The organism is Marinobacter sp. (assembly GCF_040904845.1).
In the GTDB taxonomy this organism is placed as follows: Bacteria; Pseudomonadota; Gammaproteobacteria; order Pseudomonadales; family Oleiphilaceae; genus Marinobacter.
Genome location: NZ_JBBDSR010000098.1, coordinates 1 through 21,282 on the forward strand (window position 1 = coordinate 1; position 21,282 = coordinate 21,282).

Below are 21,282 nucleotides of genomic sequence, written 5' to 3' on the forward strand. Positions count from 1 at the left end.
CCACAGATCCGAATTGGCAGCCTGATGGGGGATTTTGCACGAGGGTTGGCGCTTGAGTCGGTAACACCCCAGGTCAGGGAAGGCATCCTGCACCACCGGGCAGTCGATGCCTTTACTGACCGCCACCCACAGGTGCTTGCCAGCAAGCGCCTGTTCTCCAGCCAGCGGCGACGATTCGCGGGCATAGCGCTGGACATGCTGTACGATCACTATCTGTTAAGGCACTGGCAACGATTCAGTAACCTCAACACCGCTACCTTTATCGATCAGGTTTACCGTGAGTTCCGCGAGTACGAACACCTGATGCCAGATAACATGAAAACCACCACGCGTAGAATGGCCGACCACGACTGGTTCAACGCATACGCCGACCTGGATTCGCTCGGCTACGCTCTGAATCGCGTTGCCGCACGTATACGATTCGAACATCGCTTTTATGACGTTATCGACGAACTCCGGGACCACCAGGAAGAGCTTGAAAATCGATTCCTGGTGTTCTTCCCTGATTTGATCACCTACGCCGGAGATATTGAATGAAATTAGTGACGGGACTCACCCTCGCAGCGATTTTAAGCTCAACTGCGCCCGCCACCGCCCTGGGCGGAGAAAAATCAGAACGCCCACCGGAGTCTCTCGGCTTTGTAGAGTGGGTTGTACTGCAGGACACCGGCTTGCGGCTCAAAGCCAGGCTGGATACCGGTGCCAAGACGTCATCCCTGCACGCGGTCAATGTCGAGCCTTTTGAAAAAGGGGACGACGAATGGGTGAGTTTCCAGGTTCCGCTTGCCGATCATCGTGATCAGGAAGACGGCGAAGGCGGCCCAGCGCCTGAGGACGTCACTCTTGAGTTTGAGCGCCCGGTTGAGCGCACCGTAAAAATCAAGCGCAAAGGTGCTGAATCACAGCGCCGATACGTCGTGAGAATGGAGTTCTGCATTGCGGGGTCCACCCATGAAACGGAATTTTCACTCACCGACCGGGGGAAGTTCTCATACCCTGCCTTACTCGGCCGGCGATTCATGAGCGACGACAACATTCTTGTGACCTCTGCCGAGGCTTTTCTTGCCGAGAAAGAATGCGAACACCGAACTCTGGATAAGCTTGCCGAGAGCGACCACAACACGACACCAGCAGATTAAGGCAGCGGGGTGACGTCACAATCTCGACAGATCAGGTGCCGGCTTGCTTACGCCAGGTGCCTGGGGGCACCCCGTATACCCGCCTGAATGCTCGACTGAACGCAGCTTCGGATTCATAACCAATGGCGGAGGCTATTCTGGGGATGGGCACTGCGCTTTCACGGAGTTTTACCGATGCTTTCTCAAGCCGCACGCTGGCCAGGTAGGCCATAGGCGGCACTTTGATTAACCGGGAGAAACGGTCCGCAAACGCAGAGCGCGACAACCCCACCTCTCGGGCCAGGCGCTCCGTGGTCCAGTCCTCGGCTATCCGGCCGTGAATCAGTCCAAGCGCTCGGCCAATAATCGGGTCTCTCTGGCTGGCCCTCCATGCAAGCTGTCGCGGTTGGGTCGCGCTAATGTATCGGGTAACCGCATCCATAAAGAGTAGTTCCGAAAGCCTCGCCAGCACCCGGTGGGATTCCGAGCTTTGCCCGGAAAGCGTCAGAGCACCAAAACGAAAGGAGCTCTCGATCCACGCGCTGGTGGCGACGTCCGTAACATCGAGCTTCAGCACACTGGGCAATAGGGCAAAGAGCGCGTTTCCGGGCTGATCATTGCCAAGAAATCCGCATAAAAGATGCGTCCAGTCCCCGCCGCCGCCATGTACGATTTGTGCGATGCCCCCGTTATCACCCGGCTCGATGAGGTTGGTGACGTCCGTTGGGCTCAGAGTCAGGTCGCTGCCAATGGTGTGAACGTCATTTTTCGGAATTACCACCAGCTGTCCCGTTTCTACGGATATGGGTTCGTCATTGCTCAATGCCAGTCGCATTCGACCTTTGGTCACAAGGTGGTAGGCAATGATATGGCGCGGTTGCGGGGTGAATGGAGCGCAGTCTTCCGGACCGACCTGTGCCGTAATGCACCAGGGTGCTGAAAAGCGGGCATCAAGGAAAACCCCGCCTGTGAAGTGAATATCCAGAAGCAAATCCAGGTTGCCATTCATTGAGGCCTGCCTTCGTGTCAAAAACGGCGGATCAGCCATAAATCCCGGTGTCCTGATCATGTTGGCGCAGCGCGAATCACTTGATAATAACACCGGAGCCGAAGAGCAGGCATGAAGATTCCGGGTGAATCAGCAGCAGTCGCGAATCGTGCAAAACGAATGCTCAACCAGAGATCACACACCATGCTGACTGATAACCAGGGAAACACCTTGTACGGCGCGAATACCCAGGCTACGGAAGGATATGACACGGCCATTAACGCCTTTAACCTCTACCTGGGTGACCCAGTGGCGATTATTGACGGGGTTATCGAATCTTCGCCCGGCTTCATTATGGCCAGGATACTGAGGGCCTATTTGCTGGCATTGGCTACGGAACCCGGCGCGAATGCCGAGGTGAGGGCGGTTGTCGATTCTTTGAAAGATCAACGGCTGCCGGAGCGGGAAACATCGCACCTTGCAGCACTTCAGCAACTGCTTGACGGTGACTGGACCCGTGCCGCCATTACCCTGGACTGGCACAACATGGACTACCCCCATGATCTGCTGGGCATTCAGGCCGGGCACCTGATCGATTTTTACCGCGCCAACTCACAGAACCTGCGAGAGCGCATCGCCCGGGTTCTGCCAAAATGGACGCCTGACATGCAGGGGTATTCCATCCTTCTGGGAATGCATGCCTTCGGGCTGGAAGAAACGGGGCACTACGGCCGGGCAGAAGAAGCAGGGCGGCGAGCTGTCGATCTGGAGCCACTGGATTGCTGGGCCCACCACGCCGTTGCGCACGTCATGGAGATGCAGGGGCGCGCGGAAGATGGCATTGGCTGGATGGTTACCCGCTATCCGCACTGGTCGGGAGACAACAATTTTTTCAAGGTGCACAACGTGTGGCACCAGTGCCTGTTCTATCTGGAACTTGGCCAACCCCATAAAGCGCTGGCACTTTATGACCGGCGTATTCGGAACACAGGAAGTACTGTGGCCCTGGATCTTGTCGACGCCTCTGCGTTCTGTGGCGACTCAGCCTGCAAGGCATAGACACCGGCGACCGGTGGCAAAAGCTGGCGATGGGTTGGGATGTTCACATGACCGAAAGCAGCTATCCATCTAACTATCCCTTTAACGACTGGCACGCCGCAATGGCCTACGCCGGCGCTGACCTGATGGAAGCTCTGGAGAAGGTGATCCGTACACTGCAGGCCGTCGCCCAAGGGTCCAACGAAGTTGCAACCTGGGCAGAAAAGCTCGGGTTACCACTGGTGAGCGGATTCCTCGCATTCTGGCAGGGCCGCTACCGCGAGGCGGCAGAAACCCTGTATCCGGCGTTATTCATTGCCAATCAATTTGGCGGTAGCCACGCCCAACGGGAGATCGTCAGGGCAACGATCACCGAGGCAGCCATTCGTGGCCGCCTCGGTTCTTTGGCCGAAGCCATGGTGAATAGCCGAAAGGATATCCGCCACACAAGGAGCCTCTAGACGTAGAAATCCAGTTCTTCCTGAGATTTCAGCAAGTCCCTCATCTTGATGGGGTCGTCACCGAAGAAGAAGATCAGGCCCCAGTGGGTCCCGAAGGCCGAGCGGTCAGGCACGGTTTCTTCTTTCGGTGCGACCAACTCATGGGACTCGAAGTAGGGGTGATCCACGGTCTCCCTGGGCATTTCCAGCTTGCTGACCACACGACGCCGGGGGTATACACCGAAGCAACCGGCGTAGCCCTTCGCATCGACCACTTCGCTAGGGAAGAACGCATCTACCTCCTCTTTGGTGCTTTTCGGATCGAACACCAGCATGGACGCCTGATAGGCGCTGAAGCCATAAGCGCGCTCAATCAGCTCGAAAGCCTTGAAGCCCGGCGGCCGATACGCAACCTCACCAAAGTACATCTCGCCGTCTGCGGTGACGAAGTACTCTGGATGAATCAAACCGAATTTTATCTCGAACGTTTTGATCAACAACTCGATCTGTTTGGTGATCGCGTTACGCCAGCTTTCAAGCTGCTCGGTGGCGGGTACGAAGACCGAGTAGCCCAGCGTTACGTATTCGGAAATGTTGAGGAACTTGATTTTTCCGTCGTGGATCCAGGCCTCTACAGCAAACTCCCAGCCATCGAGGTGACTTTCCATGAGCAGCGGATACTCTTCTGCGGGAATGGTTTCAATTTCCTCTAACGTGCGGATCATCCGATGGCCCAGGCAACCGGCTTTGTCGAAGGCTTTAACGTGAATCGGGTCGTCCGGATCACCATCCAGTTTGAGCAGCGTTTGATTAACGCGCTTCATAAAGCGCACGATGTCTTCCTTCTCGTGTGCTTCTTCGAAGATGCCGACCCGTATACCGCCAAGCTGGGCACGGCGCTTCATCAACGCCTTGTCTCGGAACAGAATCGATTGCCCGTACATGCGGGGGCTATCGAGAAGCACGGAGTTGATCGCACCAGACCATTCAACGGTTTCCTCGAATAAGGGTATGGCGACATCGACACCCTCCGCCTTAAGTAACTGGGCGATCTCTATCGACCGGTCATTCAGACGGATAAAATCCCATGGAATGAACGGAATCTTGTTTGCAGAACAAAAATCCGCAGCCCAATCCGGAGCAACGACGATATAGCGGCGGTCAAATTTTTGCGCTGCCTTGATCGCATTGACGCTCCAGCCAAGCAGGGCGATGTAGCCTTTGTTCGGGTCTTTGGGGGTTTCCGTACCGCGAACTGAATCCATGGTCGGATCGAGCCACGCGGCGATTTCCGTTGGTAAAGTCTTATCTGAAGTTATCGACATTCGGTGTTCTCCTTGCTGGTTAACCCAGACAAACTGCGCTCACAATCGAACGCACTAGGTGAACTGATCCAGTTGGCAGTGTCGTTTACAGGGGGGGATGAGTGACCCAGATAGAGCCAGAACACTAAAGTTGTTGACGTACTCACCGGACGGATAAAGCGGGCCAATAGATCCCAATAATCCTTTTCAATATAGTCGGTATGGTTACAAATAGAAACAAAGCCCCGGAATGATTTGCTTCCCGAACGCCTCAAGAGCATCTTTGGACGATCCCAACATGGCGCAAAAAGTCAGCAAGGAAAAGATCATGACGAATCCGGGCTCAAATTCAGGTGACAGCGCTGCCGTTGCAAAGTTTGATGAGGCATTGAAACAGCTTACGCTTGCCCGGCAGAGCGACCCCAAGGCTCGCAATAGCGAGGTACTGGCGGTGGCGCTCACCGTCATGGCAGAACCCGACGGACTGAACGCACTGTCTGCCCGGGTAGCGGCTATGGAATCCAAGGGGCTGTTTGCCAACACTGACTGGGGCAAACCTGCCATCCTGCAGCCTGCTTTGGCCGCGCGAACATTGCGACAGGGCGCGCCCGACTATACGGCTATTGAGGCGCTTTTATGGCACCGGTGAGCTTCACGGCGAAGTGTCGCTGGTGTTCGCCGAATTCGCTTCGCGTTTGTGCGTGTTTCACTATGACACGAGAGAGTTGGGAGACTTGGCCGCCGTTCCTCAAGAGGAGGTTGCGCGAGCCACTGGGCTTGGGCATGACAGTTGGGCTAAGGCCTAAGGCAACAGGTAGAAGCGCAGCAAGCGCATTCACATTCCTTATGATTGCATATTCGTATAGCGAATTTAACATAATATACATTATGCGCAGTTGTGATAATTCGCGGGAGAGCCCACCCCTCACGAAACCGTGACGTATCCCCCTTTTTTTACATGTTTTAACTAGACGTCCACGCAAAGTACTTAAAACGGCGTACTGCCCCAAACTATAGCGCTCTACCGTCATTCGGTTGCCGAACAACAAAGTGTGCCTCTCCCGTACGGCAGAACGCCCAACTTTCTCGATCTGCTACATCTAGCCCCAAAGTCACCGTTAAGCTTGATCGGATCACTCTGGACATACCGCCCAAACACCGAAATGTAATTCAGGGTGACGGGGCTCCCAAGTCCTCCTTACCGACCGATCAACCACTTCAACCATATAAACAGGGCCAAAGCCATTGCTGTAAACACTATACCAAGCCCAATAAATGTTGTATTTACGCCCAGCGATGTGAGGCCTAGCCCTTTATTGAGACAGATCCCTAAAAAAATAAACATAACTCCAGTAAAAAACGGCCACAGTGCCAGCCTATAGTTTACTTTTTCCATAACAACTCACCTCTAAAAGCAGTGAACGGATGTAGTGCATTGCTCCGTTTTTACAGAAGCCCCAAAACCCAAACCAACAACACCCTTTGCAGCCGACACATTTCCTTCTTCATCCTCACTTAAACTTCCAGAAAATGCCCCAAACACAGCACCTTCGAGCGAGTCTTTGGTGGACTCAGTACTTCCGTCACACAATTGGCCAGAAGCTATACTTGCACCAAAACCACCTTGGACATATAAACCAAAGGCTCCATCTTTGCCTTCCGGCTCCCCATTGGTTTGGCAGGTGGAATATACAGCACAAACTCGACCCTCATCGTCGAATGCAATTCCACCAGATCGGCTACCTCCAAAGGGTCCAACTATTCCTGAAACATCAAAAGTAATGCTTCCTTGCACTAAGCCAAATACATCCACAAACCTTGATGGGTTCTGGCTTACGTAGCCATAGGTATTGAGTCCAGCTCCCAATCCAATCGGATCACTCTGGATATACCGGCCCAAACTGGCGTCGTAGTCTCGAAAGTAATTGTAGCTAAAGCCCGTTTCCTGATCCGCATACTGCCCCGGGAAGCGCAGTGGCTGGGTGATCGTTCCTTGCTGGCTGTGCAACTCCCCGAACGGCATCTGCCGTCCTTCCCACACCACCTGCTGGTCGCTGTCGGTTACTACCTGGGGCGTGCCCAGGTGGTCGGTGTGAATATAGTAAAGCTGGCTGGCCGCCTGGGCGGTCATGGTGCTGAACACCAATGCAATGAGGGCAATGAGCTGTCTGGTCATGGCGGTCCTGACTCCTTGGTTCCTGGATGACCGAGGGGTATTCTCGTTATTGCGCATTGTCGGCCTCCAGCATCGCCACCGGGGTGCCGTTCAGGTTCAGGTACAGGTACTCACGAACCAATTCACCACTGGCGGACGTCTCTCCGATCAACTGTCCCGCCAGGTTGTACTGGAAGTGGGTGTTGGCGGCCGGGTCGGTGGCGACCTTGACCACCCGCTGGCCCAAGGCATTGTGGAGATACAGCGCAAGCGTTTCCGGGGGGGCCAGCTCTCCTCCGAGCGAGCCCAGCAAACCGCCGAAGGAATCCGTTGCCGGGTCGGTCTGCTGGACTTCTTCCAGGCGGTTCTGCTGGCTGTAGTTCATGGTCAGGATCCGATCCGGTGACGCGTCCTCGATCAGGTTGCCGGCGGCGTTGTAGCTGAAGGTGCGCTCGGACGAGATGAGGTTTTCGGTGGTATTGACGCTCAACAGGTGGTGGCTGTCGGTGGCGTACTCGTAGGTCGCTTCCTGGGTGCTCAGGCCGTCGGTGACGTTGCGGCTCGAGCGATTGCCGTTGGCGTCGTAGCCGTAGTCGATGTTCTTCTTTGGCTTCTTTCCATATCTTTTCATTCCTTTTAAAAGGCCACCAATGAACGGCTCGCGTTTGTTGTTTTTAAATTACTCTTTGAACAGCCCCGCTTACTGTAGATGAATCAGCGACCACATCCCCCCCATATCTAACAGGAAAACTGTAGGGCGGCCCATAAATCGGGGGCACCTCTAAAGTGGCAGCGTAGGCTGAGCTCGCAAATAGCGACGACACGAGTAATGTGTGAGTCGCAAGTTTAGCGAAACAGACGTTTCTAAGGTGACGGCCAAATGCTACTGGCATACTGCGCGTCCTTCCATGGAATGGGATATTGGTCGCCTGCACGCTAGCTCCATACAATTCTCAATCCGAGATCTGACTGGCTTGTTGGTAGCCGTATATTCCAAGGAGACCAAACGAATCCCTTATGATTTTTAGTTAGCTACTAAGCTTATTTAATTTCTCCTAGATTTCAAGTGACCTGCTCTCCGCTAGCTCAACCGCTTTCTGCTTAGGTAGGGGCAGGTCCACCCGGAGTTGGAAAAATTCGGCTGCTGGCCCGGACGACAAATTTAGTACTTTGTGTGTAAACTAAAACGCGTGCTCTATTCTAGAATTTACTTTAAGTTTGTTTAGCACTGCGCGTGGAAACCCGGCGCTAACTATGTGATTTTCGGTTAGGCAGTTTTAGTACTTAGTGTGGTCGTCCACCGCAACGCTGAACAAAACGAAAGCCCTTCGAATACCACGGACGTCTAAGGGCGTGCGTCCTCAACCTAGTTACCTTTCTTTTCAATCCGTCACCAAACGTCGCATGTTTGTACAGTGCCGTTTTGTTAACGTCCCTAACTACTGAAATTAATGGGATTTTCATGCCTTCGCGTTCGCGATTGACCCCGCCTGGATGGCTCGGGGGGCCAGGAGGTGCGATGTCCTGAAACGCTACATTCGGCCACCAATCGCCAAAAAAGGAAAAACAATGAGAATCCAAACAAGCCTGGCCCTTATCCTTGCCTCAGCCGTTCTTGGCGGTTGCTCCGGTATCAATACTTACCGAGACAATGGAAACCCCGGCAACACTGCCACCTTAAAGGTAAGCGTCGAAACCGATACGATATTCGATCGAGAGATTTACGTACATCTTTACGATTTCGAAATGATTCAAAGCGGCGAAGCCTGTGGCCAAGAGGGACTGATCTTCAAAGAGCCGATCATCAAGGATAACGCGTACCTTGGCACCATCGAGGCAGACTCAGATGATCCCAGTGCAACACTAAGCATTCCGACGAAACCTCTCCGCGCTTATGTCGAATTCGATGATTCCGTAGGAAACTCAACCATTATCAACTTCATTGATGTGGTGTTTCTAGCTGAGGCTGACACGGATTATTCGATCAGCTATAAGCGATTGAAAACATCTTCCGGGATGGTTGTCGGGGATTTTTACTTCAAGATGCAAACCCCGGAAGGTATGGCCGATATCGAAAAAATTGCCGATTTCGATGTCTCCATCTGCGACAAATACTTCGATTAACACATTGACTAACACGCCAGCCAGGAATTAGCTCCATGAAGATATTCGTACTACCCGCTCTGGTCGCGATACTATCGGGCTGCGTTGCGCCAACAGACTTGATGAGAGACCACCAGAGAATCATTCAAGAAGATGGTGGTTTCTTTTACAACACCCAAACTGAAATGATTGACCGCAGCTACGCCGATGTTAAGTCTGACCTGAAAACCATTGCTCCACGCTGTTTTGAAAAGCCAGCTTCCGATCAGGTAACGGGAATCGGACGCACAACTGACCGCTTCGTTCGATTCTACCCGGGAAAGGACGAATATGCCTTCATACTTGCCTATCTGTTCAAACTAAAGGACGCACCGGATCACGATTCGGGCCATGTTCTAGTGGCCGAGGTTTCCTCTGATTCACCCACAACGACGAGAATAAAGACCCACCACTATCACCCTCCCCTTGCCTCGACCTACGAGCCTTTGTCCGATGTGCTGCTGGAGTGGGCGCGAAATGAGCATGACATGTGCCTCTCCCACACAAATTAATCGAAATATAAGCCGCGGGCTACTTGTCTCGGCTCTTTTTGCACGTTGAGATAATCGTAATGGCCCTCGCGGCCGCGGGCCGCGTGCATCTGGCCGGCTGCATCGTAGGTGTAGGTCAGCCGGTGGCCGTTGTCCCTGATTTCTCTTATGCGGTTTTCGTCGTCCCAGGTGATGGTTCTTCTTGTGCCATTGATGTCGTGGGTCCAGTTGCCGTCGTACCGGTAGGTCCAGTCGTAGGTGGGTTGGTCATTGTGGGAATCTAGCACTTTCTATGGTCGTCCAAAACGCTATACTCTCTCGCCAACGATGCTCCCATCCCCATTACCATAGATTTCAAACCTACCGAGTCAGGGACGACATTGAACCATGAGCAAACAGCGTTTTCGTTACTCCGCAAGCATTCTCAAAACCAGCCACTTATTTGCAGGAATTGGAGTTTTACTGGCGTTCTTGTTCGGCAGCCTGTTGTTATTGGAACTGCCTAGCGTTAGCGAGCTGGATTTCAGCCAGCTCTACCTGGACGAACAAGGTCACGTGCCTGTCGAGCTGCACCTGTTCGCTTTGTGCCTGCTGCTGGGTTGCGTCGTGGCGTATGTCAATCGCCAGGTCTGGTTGGAACTGGACAGCGAGAACCTCACGGTTCACATCCCCCGATTGACCGGCCTCGGGCTCATGGGGTTCACCACTGGAGACCACCGCATTCCGTTAAGCACCATCCGGAAGATTGAACTAGCTCCGGTTACCGGGTTCCGGAATATGGCTCAGGCTCTTCAGCAGTCAAAACTCAACCTCGTGACTGACAGGCGGACCTATCGGCTGCAGCCCTACCATTTTTCACAAGCGGGCCAGCCAGACCATCGGATAGGCATTGGCAGCGCCTTTGGGAAACCCAAGACGAAGGTGGAAGCCCTCATTAAAGAGGCCCCGCTTGTCAAAGCGCTGTCCGGGATCGCAGGCAACGCGGACTTTACGTCGACCCCGGTTGATCGGACCGGGCCATTGGCAAACCACTTTAACTTATTGAAACACAAAGGCATGGTTCTGCAGTTAGTTCTGCTTGCCGGGCTCGGTACCTATGCCCTCGTTGATTACCTACTGCTCACCCATTACCTCGTTGCCGGTGACCTGCCCCTCTGGCCGTTTGTTTCTACAGTACTGCTGGCAGGTGTTCTGGGTGTCCGGCTGGGGAAAGGGGCTCCCCGCGCAGAGCACCTGGGCCTTGCTGGCCTGCTTTGTGTCATCGCTTTGGCGGCCACCTATCCTGGCCTGCAGCGGTACACGTTAATGGTCTCACCCGAACCCCTTGCAGTTACTTACGACAGGACAGAAGCCGGCTACTTTGAGCATTCCCGTTATCCTGCGGTCAACCAACGGGAAAGCAGCATCCCCGAATACTGGCAGAGTCTTCCCCCAGCAGGGGGTTACACCTTCTTTCTGCATGAATCAGGGCTGGGGTTTGTCCTGGTCGATATGTCGACAGTGTACGAGAAAAGCCGTGCCTTTTATCGGGAGACCGGTCACGACGAGCAGCTATAGTGCGACGACCCACCAACCTCAAAGAGCTCCGGCGGCTTCAGCCTGTAGTATTTTTCTTCTACGTCCGCCGATTGCTCGGCGTATGGCTGCGTCATGACGTCCTGCAGTTCTCGCAGCAAAGCGTAATCCCCGGCTGCCGCTTGCTGATAGGCAGGCACAACGAACCACTCCCTCAAACTGTACTTGGGATTGACCAGCTTCATCTGACTGGAAAGCTCCTCTCGAGAGTGAGATTGAGTGAGCGATTGCCATTTTGAGAGCCACACTGACCAGCGCTTGTCCAGGCCCCCGGGGTCTGCAGCATAGGTATGGCCCTTGTAAAAGCTCTTCTTGAGTGGGCCAATATCGTCAGGCAACGACGAGAGTTCCCGGAAGAACAGGGTGTAATCAACGGTCGTTAGCATCATCAGCGTTGCGAGCTCGCTGAACAAGGCCGCGTCAAAAGCGTCAAGTCCAAGCTTGGCCGCCCACATCTTCTCCATCTGTTCCTGCATCACCTCCGGAAAATCACGTTGAATCTCGTCAAGCTGCTGCAGACAATCCGGTTCCGCCGCCAATAACGGCCGCAACGCTGAACAAAACGAGTGAAAGTTTCGTTCTGCCGCCACGGGTTGATTCAGGAACGCGAAGTGCTGCCCGCCACCCGTCCAGGGTTGGAACTGCGGATCAAACACATCCATGAATCCAAAGGGGCCATAGTCGAGCGTGAAGCCGCCGGCCGCACAGTTGTCGCTGTTGAAGTTGCCCTGGCAGTAGCCCACGCGGATCCAGTTCGCCACCAGCGACGTCAATCGGCTGCGGAACTCCTCTGCAAGCAACACCACTTTTTCGGCGGTAGGCAGTGACTGGTCGATCACGTCACCGTACTCACGATCGATCAGGTGCAGGACGATCTTCTCCAGCTCCGCCATCGCCTGCGGGTGTTCCTGCTTGCGAGCACGACGACTAAAGAGCTCCAACTGCCCTACCCGTATGAACGAAGGAGCCACACGCGTAGAGATGGCAACTGGCTCGGATATCAACACATCCGGATCCATGGAGCGCGAACCCTCCGAATACCATGGCCGCCTGACTGTCTCGGTTTTCGACACGTACAGACTCAGGGATCGTGACGTTGGCACTCCGAGCGCGTGCATGTGCTCCTGTGCCAAAAACTCCCGGACACTGGACCGCAAAACGGCCCGGCCGTCCGCGCCGCGGCAGTAGGGTGTGCGCCCTGCCCCTTTCAGCTGCATTTCCCAGCGCTGACCGTTGATGACAGCCTCAAGCACGGATATGGCGCGACCGTCGCCGTATCCGTTGCCGGTCTGAAACGGGCATTGCTGAATGTATTCATTCCCGTAAATAGACAGCGCGTAGCCACACGCCCACCCGACGTTGCGCATCGGCTCCGGAACGCGCGATAAGTCACCGGAGAACATGCGGACGAAGTCGTCCGACTGCGCCAGGCTGTCGGCGAAGGCCAGTTCGCGAAACAGGTTTTGGCTGTGCGCGACGTATTCGGGGTTTTCAATGGGCGTGGGGCTGACCGAAACATAGTGGCCCGAGAAGACCTGTCGCGGCGCGTGGTCAGCTCCGTTTGCTTTCGCTTCAGGGTCGCAGTTGAGAGTGTCCATGAGCGAATAGTCTGCCAAGGTTGCGAGATCGTCGAGGGTCGCGACAATTGTGGGCGTTTCCCGGTGACGTCGCTCTAGCATAGGGACTCCTTATGCGTTGGTTTGGTTATGGTCAACAGTATGATTGTGCATGGTTAAATGAGTTCCGTCTCATCTTAACCCCACCGATTCTCGAAGAAATCCAGGAATACCCGAATACGAGCAGACAGCGCCGTGTTTCGATAGTAAACCGCATTGACCAATTCTCGAGGATTCGGGCGAACCAGGTGCTCGTCCAGAACCTCTAGCAGTTCCCCGCGCCGGATATCCTCACTGATCATGAAACACGACAGGTAAGCCAAGCCATTGCCCTGGAGGCAAAGCTGGCGCACGGCCTCGCCGCTACTGGCCCGAAGAGTCGGCCGAACACGGACGCCTTCACCCAAGTGCCAGATATTCAGGGACTCTGGCGCCGTAAACCCGATGATGGAGTGATCTTTGAGATCGGAGGGAGACTCGCAGGGACCGTTCTTCTTCAGGTACCCGGGGGATGCAACAATGGACAGCGGAGAACGCCCGAGCGCCCTGGCGTGCAGGGTCGAATCCTCAAGCCCTCCGATTCTGATAGCAACATCAATCCTGCGCTCCAGTAGATCCACGATCTGATCGCTGGCAGTCAGTTCAAGCTCTATATCCGGATAGGCCTCCCGAAAATCCCGGATATGGGGAACGATCTGATGCAGCAAAAACGGGTTGGCCGCATCGACCCTTAAACGCCCGGCCGGTCGCTGTTTCCGTATCGCGAGCTGTTCTTCCGCCTCCTCAAGCGCTGCCAGTCCGGACCGCACCTTCTCGACAAATATGCGCCCTTCTTCCGTTAAGCCGAGCTTGCGCGTGGTTCGGTTAAGAAGTGTGGTGTTCAGTGACTGCTCCAACCTCGATACCGCTCGTGATACCCGCGTCACTGACACCTCAAGCTGCTCAGCGGCCCCGCTGAAGCTGCCACTGTCTACCACCGAAAGCAGAAGATTCAGATCGTCCGACCGACTTTTCATTCTCATTTTCCGCAAAAGTATTTTTCAGTAATCACCGTTTATCGCAAAAGTATGCGGCGTCACACTAAGCACCGTCAATCAAACCCATCGGAGAAATCTGCTATGCCCATTGCCCTCTTTGCACTGACGCTGAGTGCCTTTGCAATCGGGACCACCGAATTCGTCATCGTTGGCCTGGTTCCGACCATTGCCCAGGATCTGGGGGTGACTCTGCCCTCTGCCGGCCTGCTGGTCAGCCTTTATGCCCTGGGTGTCGCCGTTGGCGCTCCGGTACTGACGGCTCTCACTGGCCGCTGGGATCGAAAGCTGGTGTTACTGTCGCTGATGGCGCTGTTCATCGTTGGCAACGTGCTGGCATGGATGGCACCAAACTATGGTTCTCTTATCACCGCCAGGGTGCTTACGGGACTTGCGCACGGTGTGTTCTTTTCAATCGGTTCCACCATTGCCACCAGCCTGGTTCCCAGGGAAAAAGAAGCCAGCGCCATTGCCATCATGTTTACCGGCCTGACCGTTGCGTTGGTGACGGGCGTGCCGCTCGGAACTTTCGTCGGCCAGACTTTTGGCTGGCGGGCCACCTTCCTCGCAGTGGCTGCGTTGGGGGGCGTCGCTCTGATTGGTAGTGCCCTGTTGGTGCCTAAAAACCTGAAACAATCGGCACCAGCGACACTTCGGCAGCAACTTGAGGTGGTCACACACCCACGGCTGCTGCTGGTGTATGCGATGACAGCCATCGGATATGGCGGCACCTTTACCGCCTTCACATACCTCACACCCATCCTGCAGGATGTGACCGGATTTGCGCCTGGCATGGTTAGTCTGCTGCTCCTGGTGTATGGCGTATCCGTTGCGACCGGCAACATTTGGGGTGGAAAGTTGGCCGACCGCCTGGGCCCGACCTCGGCGCTTTACATCATTTTCGGAGGATTGGCTGCGATCATGTTCGTGCTCACGTTCAGCGCTTACAACCCGATTGCTGCCGTCATCACCCTACTAGTCTGGGGCGCATTTGCATTCGGCAACGTGCCGGGGTTGCAGGTATACGTGGTTCAGCTCGCCGAGCGCTATACGCCCCACTCCGTGGACGTTGCCTCCGGCCTTAACATCGCTGCATTCAACATAGGTATTGCTGTTGGTGCCTGGCTGGGCGGTCACGTTGTTGAGGGGATGGGCTTGATGGATACGCCCTGGATTGGCGGGCTAATTGTTCTGGGTGCCCTGCTCCTCACGCGGATCTCCGCATCGCTGGACAATCGGGAGTTAGCCACAGCCTGATGACGAATGCCTTGCGAAGGGTGCCTGGACTACCAACTACATCTGGAGACTTGCTGGAAGTTAGACCGCTCAAACCTTCCCATTTATCATAGATGTCTAACTTACCGAGTCAGGGACGACATTGAACCATGAGCAAACAGCGTTTTCGTTACTCCGCAAGCATCCTCAAAACCAGCCACTTGTTTGCAGGAATCGGAGTTTTACTGGCGTTCTTGTTCGGCAGCCTGTTGTTATTGGCACTGCCTAGCATTAGCGAGCTGGATTTCAGCCAGCTTTACCTGAATGAACAAGGTAACGTACCTGTCGAGTTGTACCTATTGGCTTTGTGCCTGCTGTTGGGCTGCGTGGTGGCGTTCGTCAATCGACAGGTCTGGTTGGAGCTGGATAGCGAGAACCTCACGTTGCACATCCCGCGCTTGACTGGCCTCGGACTCATGGGGTTCACCACTGGAGACCATCGCATTCCGTTAAACACCATCCGGAAAATTGAACTAAACCCTGTTACCGGCTTCCGGAATATGGCCCAGGCTCTTCAGCAGTCAAAACTCAGCCTCGTGACTGACAGACGGACCTACCGGCTGCAGCCTTATCATTTTTCACAACAGGGCCAGCCAGATCATCGCATAGGCATTGGCAGCGCCTTTGGGAAACCGAAAACGAAGGTGGAGGCCCTCATTAAAGAGGCTCCTCTGGTCAGAGCTCTGTCCAGGATCTCAGGCAACGCGGACTTTACGTCGACTCCAACTGATCGAACCGGGCCATTGGCAAACCACTTTAACTTGTTGAAACACAAAGGCATGGTGCTGCAGTTAATTCTGCTTGCCGGGCTAGGTACCTATGCCCTCGTTGACTACCTGCTGCTCACCAATTACCTCGTTGCCGGTGACCTGCCACTCTGGCCGTTTGTTTCTACAGCACTGTTGGCAGGTGTTTTGGGAGTCCGGCTGGGGAAAGGTGCTCCCCGCGCAGAGCACCTGGGCCTTGCTGCCGTGCTTTGTGTCGTCGCCTCGGCAGCCACCTATCCCGGCCTGCAGCGGTACGCATTGATGGCCTCACCCGACCCCCTTTCAGCAACGTACGACAGGACAGAAGCGGGCTACTTTGAGCATTCCCATTACCCTGCAATCAACCAACGGGAAAGTAATATCCCTGAATACTGGCAGAGCCTTCCTTCAGAAGAGGTTTACACCTTCTTCCTGCACGAATCGGGGCTGGGTTTTGTCCTGGTAGATATGGCACCAGTCTACGAAAAAAGCCGAGCTTTTTATCGGGAGACCGGTCACGACGAGCAACTGTAGTGTGACGAACCACCAACCTCAAAGAGCTCCGGCGGCTTCAGCCATATCTGCCGCACTACGAAAACCTGATGCAGAGCTTTACCGCTCTGAAAGGCTGAGTTTACGTTGGGGGTGCACCCCCTGACAGCGGTTGTGGGTGTGGTTTACGGCACCAGGGCGCTCATAATCCTATCAGTTAGTCGTAATTGGGCTCATACTCGATAGTGAAAGCATTGGCATCAGACGGCGCATTAATGCCAATGCATCCGCAATCAGAGGTCCATTGATAGTATGAGTAAAGGCCAGGACAGAAAAAAAGATAGTAAAAAGAAACCGCTTTTAACCGCAAAGGAAAAGAAGAAAGAGAAAAAATCAAAGAAAAATGAAACGGACGTTCTGGGACATTGATTAAAGGGGAGGCTGAAGCCTCCCCAAATTGCCAATGACTTTTGCCTGAAAAAAACGTTTTGACATACCTGCCCTTAACCGCTCGGCTGGCTGGCGAGCTCCTTCAGGGCTTCCATTGCCTCATCGCTTCGATCACTGGGCACAAACATGTGGTCGTGATAAAAGCCGGCGATGACATTGGTGGTGATTCCCCGCTCGGCAAGCAAACTCGTTACAACCGATGTAAGCCCCAAAGCTTCCAGGCTGGAATGCCCTTTGAGCGTAATGCGGCGGAAGACTCTGTAGTAGTCCAGCCCCTCAGCTTTGGCCTCTTCCAGAGATATGACCAGCGTGAGGCCTTCCAGTTCAGCAATGCTGACAATGGGTTTGAGCTTTTCCAGTTCGCCATACTTTGCGTTAGGCACTGTGCAGTAGACATAGGAAGTCGGATCAAGTTTTGGTGAAAGCTGCTTGATCAAATCCTGGAGAAACTGTGTTCGATTCATCTTTGAGTGTCCTGTGGCCGAATGGCGCTGGCTATCCCCAGCCGCTGGTTAACAGCATCGCGAATCTCCCGGTAACGTTCGGGGTTATTGGCTAATGCCTCTAGATCATCTTCCGGGAAAATCTCTTTCTTCTTTTTCCTGGCGTCTTCTTTTGTGAATATCGCAGGTAACAGCTCTTCCAGACAGCGCAACATAACCTCGGGCGAAACCGACGCTCCGGGCGATGCGCCCAGCAAAGTGCCGTAGGTTTTGTCTTTCGAGACCACAATTTCGGTGCCCATCTGCAGGTCGCCATCCTTGATGATCTGCACACGCTGGCCGGCGTGGATCGGTTTCCAGTCAAACTTTTTGCTCATGCCCGGAGCAAAGCTGTCCAGCTCCTGGAACATGCTTTTTTCACCCTTGAAGGTTTCCGAAACCAGATACTTGACCAGAGGAAAATGCTCCAGGGAAACGTTCAACAAGCCAGGAATATCGTGCAGGCGCATTGAGCGAAGGTAATCGATAAATCCACGGCCTTTTTCAAGAACCGGCTTGAAGGATGCGAACGGCCCAAACAACAGATAATGCTGCCCCTTCGCTACCCGCAAATCCAGGTGCGGCACCGACATGGGCGGTGCGCCAACCTTGGCTTTACCATAGGTTTTCGCCCGGTATTGATCCGCCTGTTCTGCGCTGATCGGAGCCTGCAGAAACCGCCCGCCCACGGGGAAGCCGGTGTAACGGTGACGAAATGGCAAATGGCTCTTTTTCAGGATGGGGAAGGCACCTCCACCCGCACCCACAAACAGCACGTCGGCTCTGTACTGCTTTTCGCCGCCGCTGTTTTGAGTTTCGACAAGCCAACTTCCGGATGGGCTTCGGTGTACGCGCTTAACATGGGTACCGTACTCAATGTTGACCCCCAGATCGTTGACGGCATATTCCGCCATCTGCTCTGTCAGGGCACCAAAATTGACGTCTGTGCCGGTTTCAATCGCGGTGGCCGCCATTTTTTCATGACGGGGGCGCTCTTCCATGGTGTAGGGAATCCAGCTCTTTATTTCATCGAAGTCTTCCGAGTAACGCATTTGCTCGAAGAAATGGTGAGCAGACATTTCCTTGAATCGCAGGCGCAATTCGTCAATCGCTGTTTCGGAAACGATCGTGCAGTGCTTGGTCTGATTGATAAAGGACTTGGGATCTTTGATGGCCCCTTTGTCGATCAGGTGCGCCCAGAACTGCTTGGCAACATTGAACTGAGCATGGATCTTCAGGGCTTTTTCGACCGAAATGACCTCTTCATCAACTGGGGTATAGTTCAGTTCACAGTTCGCTTCGTGGCCGGTACCGGCGTTGTTGAATACCCATGAGTTGCCGGCCCCGGGTCCCTCCAGCCTTTCGAGAATGGTGATATCCAGTTCGGGTGCCAACTCTTTCGCCAGAGTGGCAAAGGTGGTTCCCATAATCCCCGCACCGATGATGATTACGTTCATAAGGTCTGCTCGCCAGTGTTAATTTCAGGATGTTGATCATCGACAGCTTCTGACTCAAAAATACCATGCTTCCGGCATACACTGAAAACCCGAAGGTTTTGAACGCAGCCGCGTCACCTCACTCTAAAAATCCTGCGAACAAGTCTACCCGTTAATCGCAGTTTACGTTAAGGTAAACATCGACCTGTCCCGAATCACACCAGATTCCACCAGGCTGTCTACAATGACATTAGCTACACTCCCACAAGGAGTGTTTTGTTCCTCAGGCCAACACCCCAGGAAGAGGATTATGACAACAACAAAATCCAACGTTGTGTATTCCCCAGTGTTTACTGACGGTGCGGAATTTCGGATTCCCACCTTCAAGCTTCTGAAGCAGGATGGCTCGCTCTATAAGAGTGCCAAGGCCCCTGATCTCGACAAAGAAAAGGCCCTGCGTATATACCGGGCCATGATCACCACCCGGATACTCGATGAGCGCATGCTGGCTGCCCAGCGGCAGGGGCGTTTGAGTTTCTACATGCAATGCACCGGCGAAGAAGCCGCCGTTATTGGCAGCGCCGCTGCGCTGAGTGATGACGACATGATCATGGCGCAGTATCGCGAGCAGGGTGCCCTCGCCTACCGCGGTTTCACCATCGACGAGTTCATGAATCAGCTGTTCGGCAACGAACTGGACTATGGCAAGGGCCGCCAGATGCCCGTTCATTATGGCTCCAAGACGCTCAACTACATGACGATCTCGTCGCCGCTGGCAACCCAGATACCCCAGGCCACCGGTTACGCCTACGGCCAGAAACTGGCCGGCGATGGTCACTGCACCATTACCTATTTTGGTGAGGGCGCGGCCTCCGAGGGTGATTTCCACGCCGCCCTGAACATGGCGGCGGTTCACCGGGTGCCGGTCATTTTCCTGTGCCGCAACAACGGCTACGCCATTTCCACGCCTGCCGCTGAACAGTTCGCGGCTGACGGAGTCGCACCACGGGCCTACGGCTATAAAATGGACGTCATCCGGGTGGATGGTAACGACATCCTGGCCATGTACGAAGCCACCCGGGCCGCTCGCAGCCTGGCGGTGGACCACAACCGCCCGGTGCTGATCGAGGCGATGAGTTATCGCCTGGCCGCCCACTCTTCTTCCGATGATCCCTCCGGCTATCGCAGCAAAGACGAAGAAGCCGTATGGCGTGAAAAAGACCCGATCCTGCGGATGCGCCTCTGGCTCGAGCGCAAAAAATGGTGGAGCGAAAGCGACGAGAAAAAACTCCAGGAAAACATGCGCCGCGAAGTGCTTGAAACCATGAAACGGGCGCAGAAGCGGCCACCACCTCTACTGGATACACTGGTCAGCGACGTGTATGACGAGGTACCGCCGGCCCTGGCCGAGCAGTTCGACAAACTCAAGGCGCACATTCGCCGCCATCCCGATGAGTATCCAAAGAGTGCCGAACACGCCCAGGGAACGCGCCAACCAGAAGGAGGCCTGAAATGACTAAAATGAATATGCTTCAGGCCATCAACAACGCCCTGGATACCGCCATGGGCGAGAACGAGCGGGTGCTGTGTTTCGGCGAAGATGTCGGCATTTTTGGCGGCGTTTTCCGTGCGACCAGCAACCTGCAACAGAAGTACGGCAAGTCCCGTTGCTTTAACACGCCGCTGGTGGAACAGGGCATCATCGGTTTTGCAAACGGCCTTGCCGCGCAAGGCTCGGTTCCGGTGGCTGAAATTCAATTTGCCGACTACATCTTCCCGGCGTTCGACCAGATCGTTAACGAATCCGCCAAGTTCCGCTATCGCTCGGGCAACCTGTTCGATGTCGGTGGCCTCACCATTCGCGCGCCCTACGGTGGCGGAATTGCCGGCGGGCTGTATCACTCGCAGTCACCGGAAGCCTACTTTGCCCACACGCCGGGCCTGAAAATAGTGGTGCCGCGCAACCCGCACCAGGCAAAAGGCCTGCTGTTGGCCGCTATTCATGACCCCAACCCTACCCTGTTCTTCGAGCCCAAACGTCTTTACCGGGCCTCCGTTGGCGAGGTGCCGGATGAAGACTACCGGCTGCCGTTGGGCGAGGCCGAAGTCATCAAGGAAGGCACCGACGTGACGCTTCTGGGCTGGGGTGCCCAGATGGAAGTGATCGAACAGGCCGTCGAGCGGGCCGAGAAAGAAGGCATTTCATGCGAGGTGATCGACCTGAGAACGATTCTGCCCTGGGACGTGGAAACGGTGGCCAGGTCCGTGCTCAAGACCGGGCGGCTGGTGGTGACCCACGAAGCTCCCCTGACCGGCGGATTCGCCGGTGAAATCGCCGCCACGATTCAGGAGCGTTGTTTCCTGTATCTGGAGTCTCCGATCGCACGGGTGACCGGGATGGACACACCTTTCCCGTTGGTGCTGGAAAAAGAGCACCTGCCCAATCACCTGAAGGTCTACGAGGCCATCAGGGCGAGCGTTGAATTCTAGGCTGATATCA

At 54.7% G+C, this 21,282-nt stretch carries 22 protein-coding genes; 12 read left to right on the plus strand and 10 right to left on the minus strand.

Going from position 1 to position 21,282, the window contains the following annotated elements; all coding sequences use genetic code 11:
- Positions 1–537 (plus strand): ACP phosphodiesterase (locus WD429_RS12275; RefSeq protein ID WP_368422467.1); only part of this gene is annotated, 537 nt, incomplete at its 5' end.
- On the plus strand, positions 534–1,139 hold the full coding sequence (locus WD429_RS12280; protein ID WP_368422468.1) for an ATP-dependent zinc protease: 606 nt from the start codon (positions 534–536) through the stop codon (positions 1,137–1,139). The genes WD429_RS12275 and WD429_RS12280, both read left to right, overlap by 4 nt.
- A 31-nt stretch (positions 1,140–1,170) precedes the next feature.
- On the opposite strand, the gene WD429_RS12285 is transcribed toward WD429_RS12280, so the two are convergent.
- Complete coding sequence (locus WD429_RS12285; protein WP_368422469.1) at positions 1,171–2,127, minus strand: cupin domain-containing protein; 957 nt, start codon at positions 2,125–2,127, stop codon at positions 1,171–1,173.
- 183 nt (positions 2,128–2,310) lie between these two features.
- Between WD429_RS12285 and WD429_RS12290 the strand changes: the two genes are divergently transcribed.
- Positions 2,311–3,165: a hypothetical protein gene (locus tag WD429_RS12290; protein WP_368422470.1), complete on the plus strand. Its 855-nt coding sequence runs from the start codon at positions 2,311–2,313 to the stop codon at positions 3,163–3,165.
- Between the two features lie 47 nt (positions 3,166–3,212).
- Positions 3,213–3,605: a hypothetical protein gene (locus WD429_RS12295; RefSeq protein WP_368422471.1), complete on the plus strand. Its 393-nt coding sequence runs from the start codon at positions 3,213–3,215 to the stop codon at positions 3,603–3,605.
- Here WD429_RS12295 and WD429_RS12300 read toward each other — a convergent pair.
- Positions 3,602–4,909: an acetyl-CoA carboxylase biotin carboxylase subunit family protein gene (locus WD429_RS12300; RefSeq protein WP_368422472.1), complete on the minus strand. Its 1,308-nt coding sequence runs from the start codon at positions 4,907–4,909 to the stop codon at positions 3,602–3,604. The genes WD429_RS12295 and WD429_RS12300 overlap by 4 nt on opposite strands.
- Positions 4,910–5,171: 262 nt before the next feature.
- On the opposite strand from WD429_RS12300, the gene WD429_RS12305 reads away from it, so the two are divergent.
- Positions 5,172–5,537, plus strand: coding sequence for a hypothetical protein (locus WD429_RS12305; RefSeq protein ID WP_368422473.1), 366 nt, complete (start codon positions 5,172–5,174; stop codon positions 5,535–5,537).
- A 549-nt stretch (positions 5,538–6,086) separates the two neighbouring features.
- Here WD429_RS12305 and WD429_RS12310 read toward each other — a convergent pair.
- Genes WD429_RS12310 through WD429_RS12320 form a run of 3 tightly spaced genes read right to left on the minus strand, consistent with a single transcriptional unit; the run spans position 6,087 to position 7,674 of the window.
- Complete coding sequence (locus WD429_RS12310) at positions 6,087–6,284, minus strand: hypothetical protein (RefSeq protein ID WP_368422474.1); 198 nt, start codon at positions 6,282–6,284, stop codon at positions 6,087–6,089.
- Positions 6,285–6,296: 12 nt separating this feature from the next.
- Positions 6,297–7,064, minus strand: coding sequence for an RHS repeat domain-containing protein (locus WD429_RS12315; RefSeq protein WP_368422475.1), 768 nt, complete (start codon positions 7,062–7,064; stop codon positions 6,297–6,299).
- Between the two features lie 46 nt (positions 7,065–7,110).
- Positions 7,111–7,674, minus strand: coding sequence for a hypothetical protein (locus tag WD429_RS12320; protein WP_368422476.1), 564 nt, complete (start codon positions 7,672–7,674; stop codon positions 7,111–7,113).
- A gap of 938 nt (positions 7,675–8,612) precedes the next feature.
- Between WD429_RS12320 and WD429_RS12325 the strand changes: the two genes are divergently transcribed.
- Together WD429_RS12325 and WD429_RS12330 are read left to right on the plus strand one after the other, a co-directional pair.
- Positions 8,613–9,167 carry a hypothetical protein gene (locus tag WD429_RS12325; RefSeq protein ID WP_368422477.1) on the plus strand — a complete coding sequence of 185 codons (555 nt, stop codon included), beginning with the start codon at positions 8,613–8,615 and terminating at the stop codon, positions 9,165–9,167.
- Between the two features lie 35 nt (positions 9,168–9,202).
- On the plus strand, positions 9,203–9,697 hold the full coding sequence (locus tag WD429_RS12330) for a hypothetical protein (protein WP_368422478.1): 495 nt from the start codon (positions 9,203–9,205) through the stop codon (positions 9,695–9,697).
- On the opposite strand, the gene WD429_RS12335 is transcribed toward WD429_RS12330, so the two are convergent.
- Positions 9,694–9,963, minus strand: a complete 270-nt coding sequence (locus WD429_RS12335) for a hypothetical protein (RefSeq protein WP_368422479.1) — start codon at positions 9,961–9,963, stop codon at positions 9,694–9,696. The genes WD429_RS12330 and WD429_RS12335 overlap by 4 nt on opposite strands.
- Before the next feature lie 100 nt (positions 9,964–10,063).
- Between WD429_RS12335 and WD429_RS12340 the strand changes: the two genes are divergently transcribed.
- Positions 10,064–11,233 carry a hypothetical protein gene (locus WD429_RS12340; RefSeq protein ID WP_368422480.1) on the plus strand — a complete coding sequence of 390 codons (1,170 nt, stop codon included), beginning with the start codon at positions 10,064–10,066 and terminating at the stop codon, positions 11,231–11,233.
- Here WD429_RS12340 and WD429_RS12345 read toward each other — a convergent pair.
- Together WD429_RS12345 and WD429_RS12350 are read right to left on the minus strand one after the other, a co-directional pair.
- Positions 11,215–12,930: a YdiU family protein gene (locus WD429_RS12345; RefSeq protein WP_368422481.1), complete on the minus strand. Its 1,716-nt coding sequence runs from the start codon at positions 12,928–12,930 to the stop codon at positions 11,215–11,217. The genes WD429_RS12340 and WD429_RS12345 overlap by 19 nt on opposite strands.
- 74 nt (positions 12,931–13,004) lie before the next feature.
- Positions 13,005–13,883 carry a LysR family transcriptional regulator gene (locus WD429_RS12350; protein ID WP_368422482.1) on the minus strand — a complete coding sequence of 293 codons (879 nt, stop codon included), beginning with the start codon at positions 13,881–13,883 and terminating at the stop codon, positions 13,005–13,007.
- Positions 13,884–13,985: 102 nt separating this feature from the next.
- On the opposite strand from WD429_RS12350, the gene WD429_RS12355 reads away from it, so the two are divergent.
- Together WD429_RS12355 and WD429_RS12360 are read left to right on the plus strand one after the other, a co-directional pair.
- A complete protein-coding gene (locus WD429_RS12355) occupies positions 13,986–15,158 on the plus strand; it encodes an MFS transporter (RefSeq protein ID WP_368422483.1) in 1,173 nt (390 codons plus the stop codon).
- 128 nt (positions 15,159–15,286) lie between these two features.
- Entirely contained in the window at positions 15,287–16,456 is a 1,170-nt protein-coding gene (locus tag WD429_RS12360) for a hypothetical protein (RefSeq protein WP_368422484.1), read from the plus strand.
- Between the two features lie 461 nt (positions 16,457–16,917).
- On the opposite strand, the gene WD429_RS12365 is transcribed toward WD429_RS12360, so the two are convergent.
- Both WD429_RS12365 and WD429_RS12370 read right to left on the minus strand, forming a co-directional pair.
- Positions 16,918–17,328 (minus strand): ACT domain-containing protein, encoded by a 411-nt coding sequence (locus WD429_RS12365; RefSeq protein ID WP_368422485.1) that lies wholly within the window; start codon positions 17,326–17,328, stop codon positions 16,918–16,920.
- The gene (locus WD429_RS12370) at positions 17,325–18,803 is read right to left on the minus strand and encodes a malate:quinone oxidoreductase (RefSeq protein ID WP_368422486.1); all 1,479 of its coding nucleotides are present in this window, start codon (positions 18,801–18,803) and stop codon (positions 17,325–17,327) included. The genes WD429_RS12365 and WD429_RS12370 overlap by 4 nt, the downstream gene beginning before the upstream one ends.
- A 289-nt stretch (positions 18,804–19,092) precedes the next feature.
- On the opposite strand from WD429_RS12370, the gene WD429_RS12375 reads away from it, so the two are divergent.
- Both WD429_RS12375 and WD429_RS12380 read left to right on the plus strand, forming a co-directional pair.
- Entirely contained in the window at positions 19,093–20,298 is a 1,206-nt protein-coding gene (locus WD429_RS12375) for a thiamine pyrophosphate-dependent dehydrogenase E1 component subunit alpha (RefSeq protein ID WP_368422487.1), read from the plus strand.
- Positions 20,295–21,272 carry an alpha-ketoacid dehydrogenase subunit beta gene (locus WD429_RS12380; RefSeq protein ID WP_368422488.1) on the plus strand — a complete coding sequence of 326 codons (978 nt, stop codon included), beginning with the start codon at positions 20,295–20,297 and terminating at the stop codon, positions 21,270–21,272. Before WD429_RS12375 ends, WD429_RS12380 begins: the two co-directional genes overlap by 4 nt.
- The last annotated feature ends 10 nt before the right edge of the window (positions 21,273–21,282 follow it).

Coding starts and splice junctions, on each gene's coding strand:
- WD429_RS12280 (WP_368422468.1), top strand. CDS start 534: ATGAAATTAGTGACGGGACTCACCCTCGCAGCGATTTTAAGCTCAACT.
- WD429_RS12285 (WP_368422469.1), bottom strand. CDS start 2,127: ATGAATGGCAACCTGGATTTGCTTCTGGATATTCACTTCACAGGCGGG.
- WD429_RS12290 (WP_368422470.1), top strand. CDS start 2,311: ATGCTGACTGATAACCAGGGAAACACCTTGTACGGCGCGAATACCCAG.
- WD429_RS12295 (WP_368422471.1), top strand. CDS start 3,213: ATGACCGAAAGCAGCTATCCATCTAACTATCCCTTTAACGACTGGCAC.
- WD429_RS12300 (WP_368422472.1), bottom strand. CDS start 4,909: ATGTCGATAACTTCAGATAAGACTTTACCAACGGAAATCGCCGCGTGG.
- WD429_RS12310 (WP_368422474.1), bottom strand. CDS start 6,284: ATGGAAAAAGTAAACTATAGGCTGGCACTGTGGCCGTTTTTTACTGGA.
- WD429_RS12315 (WP_368422475.1), bottom strand. CDS start 7,064: ATGACCAGACAGCTCATTGCCCTCATTGCATTGGTGTTCAGCACCATG.
- WD429_RS12320 (WP_368422476.1), bottom strand. CDS start 7,674: ATGAAAAGATATGGAAAGAAGCCAAAGAAGAACATCGACTACGGCTAC.
- WD429_RS12325 (WP_368422477.1), top strand. CDS start 8,613: ATGAGAATCCAAACAAGCCTGGCCCTTATCCTTGCCTCAGCCGTTCTT.
- WD429_RS12330 (WP_368422478.1), top strand. CDS start 9,203: ATGAAGATATTCGTACTACCCGCTCTGGTCGCGATACTATCGGGCTGC.
- WD429_RS12340 (WP_368422480.1), top strand. CDS start 10,064: ATGAGCAAACAGCGTTTTCGTTACTCCGCAAGCATTCTCAAAACCAGC.
- WD429_RS12345 (WP_368422481.1), bottom strand. CDS start 12,930: ATGCTAGAGCGACGTCACCGGGAAACGCCCACAATTGTCGCGACCCTC.
- WD429_RS12350 (WP_368422482.1), bottom strand. CDS start 13,883: ATGAAAAGTCGGTCGGACGATCTGAATCTTCTGCTTTCGGTGGTAGAC.
- WD429_RS12355 (WP_368422483.1), top strand. CDS start 13,986: ATGCCCATTGCCCTCTTTGCACTGACGCTGAGTGCCTTTGCAATCGGG.
- WD429_RS12360 (WP_368422484.1), top strand. CDS start 15,287: ATGAGCAAACAGCGTTTTCGTTACTCCGCAAGCATCCTCAAAACCAGC.
- WD429_RS12365 (WP_368422485.1), bottom strand. CDS start 17,328: ATGAATCGAACACAGTTTCTCCAGGATTTGATCAAGCAGCTTTCACCA.
- WD429_RS12370 (WP_368422486.1), bottom strand. CDS start 18,803: ATGAACGTAATCATCATCGGTGCGGGGATTATGGGAACCACCTTTGCC.
- WD429_RS12375 (WP_368422487.1), top strand. CDS start 19,093: ATGACAACAACAAAATCCAACGTTGTGTATTCCCCAGTGTTTACTGAC.
- WD429_RS12380 (WP_368422488.1), top strand. CDS start 20,295: ATGACTAAAATGAATATGCTTCAGGCCATCAACAACGCCCTGGATACC.